Annotated in this window: 9 protein-coding genes; 6 read left to right on the forward strand and 3 right to left on the reverse strand. The window is 70.6% G+C overall.

The features are described 5' to 3' along the window. Nucleotides 1-57: 57 nt before the first annotated feature. On the reverse strand, nucleotides 58-822 hold the full coding sequence (locus tag ACWC94_RS27875) for an IclR family transcriptional regulator (RefSeq protein WP_450799853.1): 765 nt from the start codon (nucleotides 820-822) through the stop codon (nucleotides 58-60). 326 nt (nucleotides 823-1,148) lie between these two features. Here ACWC94_RS27875 and metH point away from each other — a divergent pair, with 326 nt between their 5' ends. The 4 genes from metH to ACWC94_RS27895 all read left to right on the forward strand — a co-directional run bounded on the left by metH (nucleotide 1,149) and on the right by ACWC94_RS27895 (nucleotide 9,368). Then, nucleotides 1,149-4,664 carry a methionine synthase gene (gene metH, locus ACWC94_RS27880; protein WP_450799854.1) on the forward strand — a complete coding sequence of 1,172 codons (3,516 nt, stop codon included), beginning with the start codon at nucleotides 1,149-1,151 and terminating at the stop codon, nucleotides 4,662-4,664. 258 nt (nucleotides 4,665-4,922) lie between these two features. Continuing rightward, complete coding sequence (locus tag ACWC94_RS27885; RefSeq protein ID WP_450799855.1) at nucleotides 4,923-5,624, forward strand: HAD family hydrolase; 702 nt, start codon at nucleotides 4,923-4,925, stop codon at nucleotides 5,622-5,624. A 460-nt stretch (nucleotides 5,625-6,084) separates the two neighbouring features. Further along, nucleotides 6,085-7,689, forward strand: a complete 1,605-nt coding sequence (locus ACWC94_RS27890) for an ABC transporter substrate-binding protein (RefSeq protein ID WP_450799856.1) — start codon at nucleotides 6,085-6,087, stop codon at nucleotides 7,687-7,689. 98 nt (nucleotides 7,690-7,787) lie between these two features. Continuing rightward, nucleotides 7,788-9,368 (forward strand): ABC transporter substrate-binding protein, encoded by a 1,581-nt coding sequence (locus ACWC94_RS27895; protein WP_450799858.1) that lies wholly within the window; start codon nucleotides 7,788-7,790, stop codon nucleotides 9,366-9,368. A 98-nt stretch (nucleotides 9,369-9,466) separates the two neighbouring features. Here ACWC94_RS27895 and ACWC94_RS27900 read toward each other — a convergent pair whose 3' ends face one another. Both ACWC94_RS27900 and ACWC94_RS27905 read right to left on the reverse strand, forming a co-directional pair. Continuing rightward, nucleotides 9,467-10,138 (reverse strand): response regulator, encoded by a 672-nt coding sequence (locus ACWC94_RS27900; RefSeq protein ID WP_228618649.1) that lies wholly within the window; start codon nucleotides 10,136-10,138, stop codon nucleotides 9,467-9,469. A gap of 53 nt (nucleotides 10,139-10,191) precedes the next feature. After that, on the reverse strand, nucleotides 10,192-11,127 hold the full coding sequence (locus tag ACWC94_RS27905) for a RecB family exonuclease (RefSeq protein ID WP_450799997.1): 936 nt from the start codon (nucleotides 11,125-11,127) through the stop codon (nucleotides 10,192-10,194). Between the two features lie 640 nt (nucleotides 11,128-11,767). On the opposite strand from ACWC94_RS27905, the gene ACWC94_RS27910 reads away from it, so the two are divergent. Together ACWC94_RS27910 and ACWC94_RS27915 are read left to right on the forward strand one after the other, a co-directional pair. Further along, nucleotides 11,768-13,381, forward strand: coding sequence for a site-2 protease family protein (locus ACWC94_RS27910; protein WP_450799859.1), 1,614 nt, complete (start codon nucleotides 11,768-11,770; stop codon nucleotides 13,379-13,381). 38 nt (nucleotides 13,382-13,419) lie between these two features. Further along, entirely contained in the window at nucleotides 13,420-14,322 is a 903-nt protein-coding gene (locus tag ACWC94_RS27915; protein ID WP_014671696.1) for a tRNA (adenine-N1)-methyltransferase, read from the forward strand. The last annotated feature ends 162 nt before the right edge of the window (nucleotides 14,323-14,484 follow it).

The following is a 14,484-nucleotide window of genomic DNA, read 5'->3' on the forward strand; positions in this document are numbered from 1 at the left end:
GCGACAACCGGAACGCCGCCCGGCGTCCCGGTTGCCCCGAGGGGAGTACTCAGCCGCTCAGAACCGTCCCGCGCCCAGATCCCTGGACACCGCGCGGGCGCAGTCGCGCACCGCGGCGATCAGCTCGGGACGCAGCCCGCCGTCCCGGCACAGCCGTTCCACGGCGCCGGTGATGCCGACCGCTCCCACGGGCATGCGGCGCCGGTCGTGGACGGGCGCGGCGACGGACGCCACGCCCTCCCAGGTCTCCTCCACGTCGGCGGCGTAGCCCCGCGCGCGAATGAGGTCGAGAAGGCGCTCGAAGTCGTCCATGTCGCACACCGTGCGGTCGGTGAAGGGCTTGCGGTCGGCCTCCAGCGCCTCGCTGTGCGCGACCGGGTCGTAGGCCGAGAGCACCTTGCCGAGCGCGGTGGAGTGCAACGGCTGCATCGCACCGATCTCCAGCACCTGCCGGCTGTCGTCCGGCCGGAAGACGTGGTGCACGATCAGTACGCCCTGCTGGTGCAGCACCCCCAGGTAGACGCTCTCCCCGCTGGACCGGGCCAGGTCGTCGGTCCACACCAGGGCCCGCGCCCGCAGCTCGTGCACGTCCAGATAGGTGGTGCCCAGGCGCAGCAGTTCCGCGCCCAGCTGGTAGCGCCCGGAGGCGTCGTCCTGCTCCACGAACCCCTCCTGCTGGAGGGTGCGCAGAATGCCGTGGGCGGTGCCCTTGGCGAGACCCAGTGACGAGGCGATGTCCGACAGGCCGAGCCGTCGCTCGCCGCCGCCGAGCAGCCGCAGCATCGCGGCCGCCCGTTCGAGCGACTGGATGTTCCGTGCCATCGCCGTCCTGCCTCCGTCCCCTTCGACTGCCGCCGAACGCCGTCATACCGTCCGCCGTGTCGACGCCTGTCGTCCACCGACGTACGTTCCGTTACCCGCCGTTCGGCAATGTCGAACACTACCGGTCCATGCCGACCTCCCGCTAATGGTCGGACAGCACCTGTTACATCACACGTGACCTGGCCGTGGCACACGGGCCACCGCGTCCGGCCCGTGGACGCCGCTGCCCATCCAAGCCCACTCCCGGTTACTCTGGCGCCGTGCGGCATCCCCGCCCCCCGGGGTAGCCGCATAGCCGACAGCCGTCGCATCTAGGGAGCCCCTTCATGGCCTCGTTGCCACCGTCCCCTTCCGCCGACAGCCGGACCCGTGCGTCCGCGCTCCGCCAGGCGCTCGCCACCCGTGTGGTGGTCGCCGACGGAGCCATGGGCACCATGCTCCAGGCCCAGGAACCCACCCTCGAGGACTTCCAGCAGCTCGAGGGCTGCAACGAGATCCTCAACCTCACCCGCCCCGACATCGTCCGCTCCGTCCACGAGGCGTACTTCGCCGTGGGCGTCGACTGCGTCGAGACCAACACCTTCGGGGCCAACCACTCCGCCCTCGGCGAGTACGACATCTCCGACCGCGTGTACGAGCTGTCCGAGGCCGGCGCCCGGGTCGCCCGCGAGGCCGCCGACGAGTTCACCGCCAAGGACGGCCGCCCCCGCTGGGTCCTCGGCTCCATCGGCCCCGGCACCAAGCTGCCGACCCTCGGCCACGCCCCGTACACCACCCTGCGCGACGCCTACCAGCGCAACGCCGAGGGCCTGGTCACCGGCGGCGCCGACGCGCTGCTCGTGGAGACCACCCAGGACCTGCTGCAGACCAAGGCCGCCGTCCTCGGCGCCCGCCGCGGCCTCGAGGCCCTCGGCCTCGACCTGCCGGTGATCGTCTCCGTGACCGTCGAGACCACCGGCACCATGCTGCTCGGCTCCGAGATCGGCGCCGCGCTCACCGCGCTGGAGCCGCTCGGCATCGACATGATCGGCCTGAACTGCGCCACCGGCCCGGCCGAGATGAGCGAGCATCTGCGCTACCTCGCCCGCAACGCCCGCATCCCGCTGTCCTGCATGCCCAACGCGGGCCTGCCCGTCCTCGGCAAGGACGGTGCCCACTACCCGCTGACCGCGCCCGAGCTGGCCGACGCCCAGGAGACCTTCGTCCGCGAGTACGGCCTCTCGCTCGTCGGCGGCTGCTGCGGCACCACCCCCGAGCACCTGCGCCAGGTCGTCGAGCGCGTGCGGGACCTCACCCCGCCCGCCCGCGACCCGCGCCCCGAGCCGGGGGCCGCGTCGCTCTACCAGTCGGTGCCGTTCCGCCAGGACACCTCCTACCTGGCCATCGGCGAGCGCACCAACGCCAACGGCTCCAAGAAGTTCCGCGAGGCCATGCTGCAGGGCCGCTGGGACGACTGCGTGGAGATGGCACGGGAGCAGATCCGCGAGGGCGCGCACATGCTCGACCTGTGCGTCGACTACGTCGGCCGCGACGGTGTCGCCGACATGGAGGAACTCGCCGGCCGCTTCGCCACCGCCTCCACCCTGCCGATCGTGCTGGACTCCACCGAGGTCGACGTCCTCCAGGCCGGCCTGGAGAAGCTCGGCGGCCGCGCGGTGATCAACTCCGTGAACTACGAGGACGGCGCCGGCCCCGACTCCCGCTTCGCCAAGGTCACCCAGCTGGCCCAGGAGCACGGCGCCGCCCTGATCGCGCTGACCATCGACGAGGAGGGCCAGGCCCGCACCCCCGAGAAGAAGGTCGAGATCGCCGAACGGCTGATCGCCGACCTGACCGGGAACTGGGGCATCCGTGAGGAGGACATCCTCATCGACACCCTGACCTTCACCATCTGCACCGGTCAGGAGGAGTCCCGCAAGGACGGCATCGCCACCATCGAGGCCATCCGCGAGCTGAAGCGGCGCCACCCCGCCGTGCAGACCACCCTCGGCCTGTCCAACATCTCCTTCGGCCTCAACCCGGCCGCCCGCATCCTGCTCAACTCCGTCTTCCTCGACGAGTGCGTGAAGGCGGGCCTGGACTCGGCGATCGTCCACGCCTCCAAGATCCTGCCGATCGCCCGGTTCACCGAGGAAGAGGTGCAGACGGCCCTCGACCTGATCCACGACCGCCGCAGCGAGGGCTACGACCCCCTCCAGAAGCTCATGCAGCTCTTCGAGGGCGCCACGGCGAAGTCCCTCAAGGCCGGCAAGGCCGAGGAGCTGGCCGCGCTGCCGCTGGAGGAGCGCCTCAAGCGCCGCATCATCGACGGCGAACGCAACGGCCTGGAAGCCGACCTGGACGAGGCCCTCCAGGACCGGCCCGCCCTGGACATCGTCAACGAAACCCTCCTGGACGGCATGAAGGTCGTCGGCGACCTGTTCGGCTCCGGCCAGATGCAGCTGCCGTTCGTCCTGCAGTCCGCCGAGGTCATGAAGGCGGCCGTCGCCCACCTCGAACCGCACATGGAGAAGTCGGACGCCGAGGGCAAGGGCACCATCGTCCTCGCGACCGTGCGCGGCGACGTGCACGACATCGGCAAGAACCTCGTCGACATCATCCTGTCCAACAACGGCTACAACGTCGTCAACCTCGGCATCAAGCAGCCCGTCTCCGCGATCCTGGAAGCCGCCGAGGAGCACCGGGCCGACGTCATCGGCATGTCCGGTCTGCTGGTGAAGTCCACCGTGATCATGAAGGAGAACCTGGAGGAGCTGAACCAGCGCGGCCTGGCCGCCCGCTTCCCGGTCATCCTCGGCGGCGCCGCCCTGACCCGTGCCTATGTCGAACAGGACCTGCACGAGATCTACGGGGGCGAAGTCCGCTACGCCCGCGACGCCTTCGAGGGCCTGCGTCTGATGGACGCCCTCATCGGCGTCAAGCGCGGCCTGCCCGGCGCCAAGCTGCCCGAACTCAGGCAGCGCCGGGTCCGTGCTTCGGCTGCCGCCGTGGTCGAGGAGCGCCCGGAGGAGGGGCACGTCCGATCCGACGTCGCCACCGACAACCCGGTGCCGACCCCGCCGTTCTGGGACACCCGGATCGTCAAGGGCATCCAGCTCAAGGAGTACGCGAGCTGGCTGGACGAGGGCGCGCTGTTCAAGGGCCAGTGGGGGCTGAAGCAGGCCCGTACCGGCGAGGGACCGTCGTACGAGGAACTGGTGGAGACCGAGGGCCGGCCCCGGCTGCGCGGCCTCCTGGACCGGCTGCAGACGGAGAACCTGCTCGAAGCGGCCGTCGTCTACGGCTACTTCCCCTGCGTCTCCAAGGACGACGACCTGATCATCCTGGACGAGCACGGCAACGAACGCACCCGGTTCACCTTCCCGCGCCAGCGCCGCGGCCGCCGGCTGTGCCTGGCCGACTTCTTCCGCCCGCAGGAGTCGGGGGAGACCGACGTCGTCGGCCTCCAGGTCGTCACCGTCGGCTCGCGCATCGGCGAGGAGACCGCGAAGCTCTTCGAGGCCAACTCCTACCGCGACTACCTGGAACTGCACGGCCTGTCCGTCCAGTTGGCCGAGGCCCTCGCCGAGTACTGGCACGCCCGGGTCCGCTCCGAACTCGGCTTCGCCGGTGAGGACCCGGCCGACATCGAGGACATGTTCGCCCTGAAGTACCGGGGTGCCCGCTTCTCCCTGGGCTACGGCGCCTGCCCCGACCTGGAGGACCGCGCCAAGATCGCTGACCTGCTCCGGCCCGAGCGGATCGGCGTCCACCTGTCCGAGGAGTTCCAGTTGCACCCCGAGCAGTCCACGGACGCGATCGTGATCCACCACCCGGAGGCGAAGTACTTCAACGCCCGGTGAGCCCTCCGGGGGCGGCCGGCGCCCGCCCGCCGTTCCGGTCGGGCCGTGCGGCCCACCCGCCGTCCTCACGTCCGGCCCCCGCACAGCGGGCACGCCGAAGGCCCTCTGGCCTGTGCCGGAGGTGTTCAAGGGGATACCCCATGTCGTGAGTGATAAACGAGGCGTTTCCGGTGTCGGCGGCGTACACTTGTCGGCCCACTACAGGCCGGTTCCCTGTCCGGGAACCGGCCTGCTCGTCCCTCAAGGAGGTGCGCCCGGATGACCAGCACGGTCCCCGCGCTCGGAACCCGTACGGCGGAAGGCTCAACCCTGCAGGCCGTGCTCCTCGACATGGACGGCACCCTGGTGGACACCGAGGGCTTCTGGTGGGACGTCGAGGCCGAGATCTTCGCCGGCCTCGGCCACCCCCTGGACGACTCCTGGCGGCACGTCGTCGTCGGCGGGCCCATGACCCGCAGCGCGGGCTTCCTCCTCGAGGCCACCGGTGCCGACATCACCCTCGCCGAGCTCACCGTGCTGCTCAACGAGGGCTTCGAGGACCGCATCGACCGTGGCCTGCCGCTGATGCCGGGCGCCGCCCGCCTGCTGGCCGAACTCCACGAGCACGCCATCCCCACGGCCCTGGTCTCGGCCTCCCACCGGCGCATCATCGACCGCGTGCTGGGCGTGCTCGGCCCGCACCACTTCGCCCTGTCCATCGCCGGCGACGAGGTCTCGCGGACCAAGCCCTTCCCCGACCCCTACCTGCTCGCCGCCGCCGGGCTCGGCGCGGAGCCGGACAGATGCGCGGTGGTCGAGGACACCGCGACCGGTGTCGCCGCCGCCGAGGCCGCGGGCTGCCGCGTGGTCGCCGTGCCCTCCGTCGCCCCCATCACCCCCGCCGAGGGACGCACCGTCGTGACCTCCCTGGAAGAGGTCGACCTGGCATTTCTGCGCGACCTGATGACGGAAATGCGCTAGCCGTTCACTGGGGGTACCCCCGGGCTCGAAGAGTTCCGGGGTGTCATGTCCATTGGCCCGCCTGGACAAATTTCCAGGGAAGTACACCCAAGTGGAATTCCGGGCCGGCCGTACGGCCGAATTCTGCTGACTCACCGCACAGTTGGAAGTGTGACGTTCCCCACCCCCAAGGGCCTCGACAACTCGGACCAAGTGTGCTGATCGCCCCTGTCCGGGCTGGACCACCGGGTCCTTGTGTCCCGATTGGGGGGAAGCTGCACTAATCCTGCCGCTGTCGGGTTTTCAGTGTGTCCGCAACCGGTTTCACTGCGTGATGGCAGGTCAACTCACGCGGCTGTGAACCCTCCTACGGGCGCGGACTAATCTCGTCGCGAGAACATCGCCGCAACCCCCCGTGATCCGCCGCACCACCCATGCATGCCGGATACACGGACTCGAACAGCTCTGGAGAAACCCCCCGATGAACCGCAAGACTTTGGTGCTGCCGGCGGTGGCCGGCCTGCTCACCCCGGTTCTCGCCGCGTGCGGCGGATCCGACAGCGGGAGCAAGAGCGGCGACGCCATCGTCGTCGGCACCACGGACCGGTTCACCGCCACCAGCGACGCCCCGGCGCCCCTCGACCCCGCCTACGCCTACGACGTCGGCACCTGGAACATCCTGCGCCAGACCGTGCAGACGCTGATGGCGCAGCCCAAGGGCGAGGGCGACCCCATCCCGGACGCCGCCGAGAGCTGCTCCTTCACCGACAGCGGCAGCGAACGCTACGCGTGCAAGCTCCGCGACGGCCTGAAGTTCGCGAGCGGCGACCCGGTGACCGCCCAGGACGTCAAGTTCTCCATCGAGCGCGCCCTGCGCATCAAGGCCGACAGCGGCGTGTCCGCCCTGCTGAACACCATCGACACCATCGAGACCCAGGGCGACCGCGAGGTCATCTTCCACCTCAAGACGGCCGACGCCACGTTCCCGTACAAGCTGTCCACCCCGGTCGCGGGCATCATCAACCCGAAGGACTACCAGAAGGACAAGCTGCGCGCCGGCTTCGAGGTCGACGGCTCGGGCCCCTACAGCTTCCAGGCCGACGTCAGCGGCAACGCGATGACCACCGCCACCTTCACCAAGAACCCCACCTACAAGGGTGCGGTGACGGTGAACAACGACAAGGTCGAACTGCGTTCCTTCAGCGACGCCGACGCCATGAGCGCCGCCATCGACAAGGGTGACATCGACGTCATGACCCGCACCATGTCGCCCGACCAGATCCAGAAACTGGACGCCGGCAACGACGACAAGGCCGACCTGGTCGACATGCCCGGCCTGGAGATCCGCTACCTGGCCTTCAACACCAACGCGCCGACGGTGAAGTCCAAGGCCGTACGCCAGGCCATGGCCCAGCTCATCGACCGGGCGGCCCTCGTGTCCAAGGTCTACGGCACCCAGGCCGAGCCGCTGTACTCGCTGGTCCCGGCCACCGTCACCGGCCACTCCAACTCGTTCTTCAACAAGTACGGCAACCCCAGCGTCGCCAAGGCCAAGGACCTGCTGACCAGGGCCGGCATCACCACCCCGGTGAAGCTGACCCTGCACTACACCACCGACCACTACGGCTCCGCCACGAAGAAGGAGTTCGAGGTCCTGCAGCAGCAGCTCAACAACAGCGGCCTGTTCGACGCCTCCATCCAGGGCCACGCCTGGGACACCTTCCGCCCGGCGGAGCGCAAGGACCAGTACGACGTCTACGGCATGGGCTGGTTCCCCGACTTCCCCGACGCCGACAACTTCCTCGCGCCCTTCCTCGACAAGGACAACTTCCTCGGCTCGCCGTACTCCAACGGCACCATCCAGCACACTCTGATCCCCCAGGCCCGCCGCGACGCCAACCGGCTCAACGCGGCCAAGAGCCTGACGCAGATCCAGGACATCGTCGCCGACGACGTCCCCGTCCTGCCGCTGTGGCAGGGCAAGCAGTACGTCGCCGCGCGGGACGACATCACCGGTGTCGCCTACGCCCTGAACTCCTCCTCGACACTCCAGCTGTGGGAGCTCGGCCGCGGTGTGAGCGGCTGACGGCTCTCTCATCCGGGGGCCAGGGACGGCTGCCCCGGACAACCCGGGACCAGGACGGCGGCCCCGGGATGACGAACCGACGACAAGGCACATTTCAAGTGAACATGCGCACCCAGTGGCCAGTCCTGCCCATCGTGGCGGGGCTGGCCTCCGGCCTGTTGACCGGCTGCGGCTCGGAGACCGGTGATTCCGGGGGTACCGGCTCCTCCGTGGTGATGGGGATGTCCGACGACGTCCTCGCCACGGACCCGGCGTCCGGCTACGACCCCGGCTCCTGGCTGTTGTTCGACAACGTCTTCCAGTCGCTGCTCAGCTTCCCCAAGGGCGCGACCCAACCCCAGCCGGAACTGGCGAAGGAGTGCTCCTTCACCGACTCACGCGCCACGGAGTACCGGTGCGAACTCAAGGACGGCCTGAAATTCAGCAACGGTGACGCCCTCACCTCGAAGGACGTGAAGTTCTCCTTCGACCGCATGCTGAAGATCAACGACTCCGCGGGGCCCGCGATCATGTTCCCGATGCTCGGCGGCATCGACACCCCGGACGCGAAGACGGTCGTCTTCCACCTGAAGTCCTCCGACGCCACCTTCCCCAGCAAGCTCGCCTCCGGCGCCGGCTCCATCGTGGACCACCGCCAGTACGACGCGCACGGCCTGCGCACCGACCACCAGGCCGTCGGCTCGGGCCCCTACAAGCTGGACTCCCTCGACAAGGACCAGGCGGTCTTCTCCGTCAACGGCAACTACAAGGGCACCGCCAAGGTCAAGAACTCCGGCGTCACCCTGAAGTTCTTCCACGGTGACCGCACCGCCCTGAAGAAGGCCCTGACCGACGGCGACATCGACCTCGCCTACCGAGGCCTGTCCGCCTCCGACGTCGCCGGCCTCGACCAGCAGGACGACAGCAAGGGCGTCGACGTCATCGAGGGCAGCAGCGCCGAAGTCCAGCACCTGGTCTTCAACATGCACGACCCGGTCGCCGGAAAGCTCGGCGTCCGCAAGGCCATGGCCTACCTCATCGACCGCGACGCCCTCATCAAGAACGTCTACCAGGGCACCGCCACCCCGCTGTACTCGATCATCCCGGCGGGCATCGTCGGCCACAACACCGCCTTCTTCGACACCTACGGCGCCCGCCCCTCCCGGACCAAGGCCGCCGCCGCACTGCGCGCCGACGGCATCACCGGCAAGGTCAAGCTCACCCTGTGGTCCACGCCGTCGCGCTACGGCCCCGCCACCGACGAGGAACTGAAGGCCATCGCCGGACAGCTCAACGCCAGCGGCCTGTTCGACGCCGACGTCAAGTCCGTCGCCTTCGACCAGTACGAGAAGGACATCGCCGCCGGCAAGTACGGCGTCTACGTCAAGGGCTGGGTGCCCGACTACCCGGACGCCGACAACTTCACGGCGCCGTTCTTCGGCAAGGGCAACGTGCTGGACAACAACTACACCAACCGCACCATCTCCGGCACCCTCATCCCCGACACCGCCGCGCAGAGCGACCGGGCCGCCACCGACAAGGACTTCGGGCGGCTGCAGAACATCGTCGCCGCCGAACTGCCCGTCCTGCCCGTGTGGCAGGCCAAGCAGTACGCGGTCGTCCGCGACGGCGTCTACGGCCTGGAGTACTGCCTCGACGCCTCCACCGTGTTCCGGTTCTGGGAACTCAGCAAGAGCTGACACCTGCTGACGCCGCCGTGGACCAAAGGCCGCGGACGCAGAGGGCGCCCTTCCCCACGCGGGAAGGGCGCCCTTCGGCGTCGTAGCGGACCGCCCGCCTACTGCGCGCCGGGACGCACCAGGCCGCTCTCGTACGCGTACACCGCCGCCTGCACCCGGTCCCTCAGGCCCAGCTTCGTCAGCACATGCCCCACGTGCGTCTTCACGGTGGTCTCGCTGACGAACAGGTCGGCGGCGATCTCCGCGTTCGACAGGCCCCGCGCCACCAGCTTCAGCACCTCCACCTCACGGTCGGTGAGGGTGTTCAGCGTGTCCGGCACCGGCTCCTCACCGGAGGGCAGATGCGTGGCGTACTTGTCCAGCAGCCGGCGCGTGATGCTCGGCGCCAGCATCGCCTCACCGGCCGCCACCACACGGATCGCCTGCACCAGTTCGTTGGCGGGCGCGTCCTTCAGCAGGAAGCCGCTGGCCCCGGCCCGCAGCGCCTCCACCACGTACTCGTCCAGATCGAACGTGGTCAGCACCAGCACCTTCGCCGGACCGGACCGGTCCGGCCCGGTGATCTGCCGGGTCGCCTCCACCCCGTCCATCCGCGGCATACGGATGTCCATCAGCACGACGTCCGGCTGCAGGGCCCGTACCTGATCGAGGGCCTGCAAGCCGTCACCGGCCTCGCCCACGACCGCGATGTCCTGCTCGGCCTCCAGGATCATCCGGAAACCCGTACGCAGCAGGGGCTGGTCGTCGACCAGTAGGACACGGATGGCCACGTGACACTCCTTCGCTAGTCCCGGCCCATTCTGCCCTGCCCGACTTCGCCGCCTCACACCGTCCCGGACTCGGCCGCCCGCACCGGCAGCGGATACGGCGGGGGAGTGCCGCCGAACTCCGGGCAGTGCGCCTGATGGTCGCACCAGCCGCACAACTTGGTCGGCCGCGGCCGCCACTCCCCGGTCTCCGTGGCCTGCCTGATGGCCTCCCACAGCGCGTGCAGCTTGCGCTCGACCCGTTCCAGATCGGCGAGGACCGGGTCGTACGTCAGCACGTCCCCGCTCCCGAGATAGACCAGCTGGAGCCGGCGCGGCACGACCCGCTTCAACCGCCACACCACCAGGGCGTAGAACTTCATCTGGAACAACGCCCCCTCCGAGTACTCCGGCCTCGGCGCCTTCCCCGTCTTGTAGTCGACGATCCGCACCTCACCGGTCGGTGCCACATCCACCCGGTCGATGATCCCGCGCAGCCGCAGCCCCGACTCCAGCTCGGCCTCCACGAACAGCTCCCGCTCGGCGGGCTCCAGCCGTGTCGGATCCTCCAGCGTGAACCAGCGCTCGACCAGCCGCTCGGCCTCCGCCAGCCACCCCGCCAGCCGCTCACCCTCCGGGTCGTCGGCGAACAGCTCCATGACCTCCGGCCTGCTCTCCCGCAGCCGGTCCCACTGACCCGGGATCAGCGCCTTGGCCCGCGGCGCGGTCCGCTCCGCCGCCGGCGCGTCGAACAGCCGCTCCAGCACCGCGTGCACCAGCGTGCCCCGTGTCGCCGCCGCACTCGGCTTCTCCGGCAGCCGGTCGATCACCCGGAACCGGTACAACAGCGGACACTGCATGAAATCGCCGGCCCGGGAAGGCGACAGCGACGTCGGAGCAACCGCGACACGCTCAACACCGGCTCCCGGCCCGATGGCCACGACCGCACCCGGCTCGGCCGGCCCCCCGGAAACGGGAGCCTCGACAGCGACGACCTCGCGAAGCCCGGACACACCTGGCGAGCCGGCCGCACCGGAAGCCTCTGCGGGCGCGTCCGCCCCGGCTGCCTCCGGCGCGAGCACGGCACCGGCGGCAGGGGGCGCCCCGGGGCCGACGGGCGCTTCGGGGAGGGCGGCTGCCTGGAGAGCGGGGGCTGCCTGGGGAGCGGCTTCCCGTACGGCCGCCCCGGCTGCCTCCGGCTCGAGTGCCGCGCCGGAAGCGGGGTGTGCCTCGGGAGCCGGAGCCTCGGCAAGGCCGGCTGCCTCGGGAGCGGTTGCCCCAGCTGCCTCCGGCTCGAGTGCCGCACCGGCAGAGGGGGGCGCCTCGGGAGCGGGGGAGGCGTCGGTCGGCTGCACAGCCGTCGAGGGGATCGGCGCCGGCGGAGCCGTCATGGGTGTCGGTCGCGGCACCTCGCCCGGATCCGTCTGCTCGGCGCGGCCCGACCGGGCTCCCTCGTCCTCGATGCTGCTGTCCATGCCCACAGACCTTACGGCCCACCACTGACAGTCACCCAGCCGCGGCCCGCCCCCGCCGCGCGACCGCGGGGCAAACACAAGGGGTGCCGGGGCGAAACGCGCCGCCACGGCCGCATACCATCGACCACAGACCCTTCCGTCCGGCAGGTGCGGAAGACGCTTCGAACGAGGGGACACCGTGGACGTGAGCGGCGGGAGCGGGCAGCCGCGGTCCGGCAACGACGAGCCGGCCGAGCACCCCGCGGGTCCAACGGCCCCGACGACCGGCCCCGCCCACCCCGCCGGCCCGGAGCCCCAACAACCCCCGGCACCCCGAGCCGCCGCCCCCGACCCCGAGACCACCCGCGACGCGGCCGACCGACCGGCGCTCCCGGACCCCGCCCACACCACCGGGGACACCCCCGGCACCGACGCCGACGCGGACGCCCACAGGCCTGCCGACGCCCCGGAGGCCACCGGCACCAGCGGCGGTACCGCGCCCGGCACCACGACCGGCCACACCAGCGGCACGGACAGCACCCGCCCCGAGGACGCCCCAGCCCCCGGCGCCGGCACCCCGCGCGACCCGCACCACGAGCACAGGTCCCTCGCCCACTCCGGCATCGCCAAGGGCGAGCCGCCGCAGCCGCGGCCCAAGGAACCCGGCGGAGGCATCCTCATGGGCCGGCCGTTCGGCGTCCCGGTGTACGTCGCGCCGAGCTGGTTCCTCGTCGCCGCCCTGATCACCTGGGTCTTCGGCGGCCAGCTCGACCGCGTGCTGCCCGAGCTGGGCGCCGCCCGCTACCTGGTCTCCCTGTTCTTCGCCGTCGCCTTCTACGCCTCCGTCCTGGTCCACGAACTGGCCCACACGGTCGCCGCGATCCGCTTCGATCTCCCCGTCCGCCGCATCCAGCTGCAGTTCTTCGGCGGCGTCTCCGAAATCGAGAAGGAGGCCGAGACCCCAGGCCGGGAATTCGTCCTCGCCTTCGTCGGGCCGCTGCTCTCCCTCGTCCTCGCCGGGCTGTTCTACCTCGCCATGAAACCCGTCGAGCCCGGCACCGTCCCCGGCGTCCTGCTCGCCGGCCTGATGATCTCCAACCTCATCGTGGCGATCTTCAACCTCCTCCCCGGCCTTCCCCTCGACGGCGGCCGCATGCTCCGCGCCGTCGTCTGGAAAATCACCGGCAAACCCATGAGCGGCACCATCGCCGCCGCCTGGGTCGGCCGCGCCCTCGCCGTTACCGTCCTGATCGGCCTGCCCCTGCTCAACCAGTCCGGCGCCCTCGGCGGCGACAGCACCGACACCGGCGGCATGGACACCGTCACCGACGCCCTGCTCGCCGCCATCCTCGCCGCGATCATCTGGACCGGCGCCGGCAACAGCCTGCGCATGGCCCGCCTGCGCGAACACCTCCCCGAACTGCGCGCCCGCACCCTCACCCGGCGCGCCGTACCCGTCCAGACCGACACCCCGCTCTCCGAAGCCCTGCGCCGCGCCAACGCCGCCGGGGCCCGCGCCCTGGTCGTCGTCGACGCCCACGGCAACCCCCTCTCCCTGGTCCGCGAGTCCGCCATCGTCGGCGTACCCGAACACCGCCGCCCCTGGGTCCCCGTCAGCGGCCTCGCCCAGGACCTCACCGACGGCATGCGCGTGTCCGCCGAGCTCGCCGGAGAAGAACTCCTCGACGTGCTGCGCGCCACCCCGGCCACCGAGTACCTCGTGATCGAGGAAACCGGCGAGATCTTCGGGGTGCTCTCGGCAGCGGACGTCGAACGCGCCTTCGTGAAGGCCATGGCCCGCCCGCCCGCCTAGTGGTCGGCGGCCCCCGCCGCTGCCGGTAGTCTGGTCACATGTCCGAACCGACCGGTGCCGCCCGCAGGCGCGGGCCCTTCAAGGTCGGGGACCAGGTACAGCTGACCGACCCCAAGGGCCGCCACTACACGTTCACGCTCGAAGCCGGGAAGAACTTCCACACCCACAAGGGCTCCTTCCCGCACGACGAACTGATCGGCGCTCCCGAGGGCAGCGTTGTCCGCACCACCGGCAACGTCGCCTACCTCGCGCTGCGCCCCCTGCTCCCCGACTACGTCCTGTCCATGCCCCGCGGGGCAGCCGTCGTCTACCCGAAGGACGCGGGGCAGATCCTCGCCTTCGCCGACATCTTCCCCGGCGCACGCGTCGTCGAAGCCGGCGTCGGCTCCGGCTCGCTCAGCAGCTTCCTGCTGCGCGCCATCGGCGACCAGGGCATGCTGCACTCCTACGAGCGCCGCGAGGACTTCGCCGACATCGCCCGGCAGAACGTCGAGCGCTACTTCGGCGGCCCCCACCCCGCCTGGCAGCTCACCGTCGGCGACCTCCAGGACAACCTGTCCGACACCGACGTCGACCGTGTCATCCTCGACATGCTCGCCCCCTGGGAATGCCTGGAGGCCGTCTCCAAGGCGCTCGTCCCCGGCGGCATCCTGTGCTGCTACGTGGCCACCACCACCCAGCTCGCCCGGACCGTGGAATCCATCCGTGAGATCGGCTGCTTCAACGAGCCGACCGCCTGGGAGACCATGATCCGCAACTGGCACATCGAGGGCCTGGCCGTCCGACCCGACCACCGCATGATCGGCCACACCGGCTTCCTGCTCACCGCCCGCCGCCTCGCCGACGGAGTCGAGCCCCCCATGCGCCGCCGACGCCCCGCCAAGGGCGCCTACGGCGAGGACTACGCCGGACCCAACGCCGACGGCGGCGCCGGCCGCTGACGCCCCCACCAAGGACCACGCACACCGCACAACGCAAGGGCGCCGTGCCCGAGTTCCCCGCAACACACGGGAACTGGGGCACGGCGCCCGCACGTTGACACCACACCAGCACACCCACCCCTTGGCACCCGACACCCGCCCCACCCGCGAGCCCCCCCGCCT

The sequence above is a fragment of the Streptomyces sp. NPDC001135 genome, from assembly GCF_053598395.1.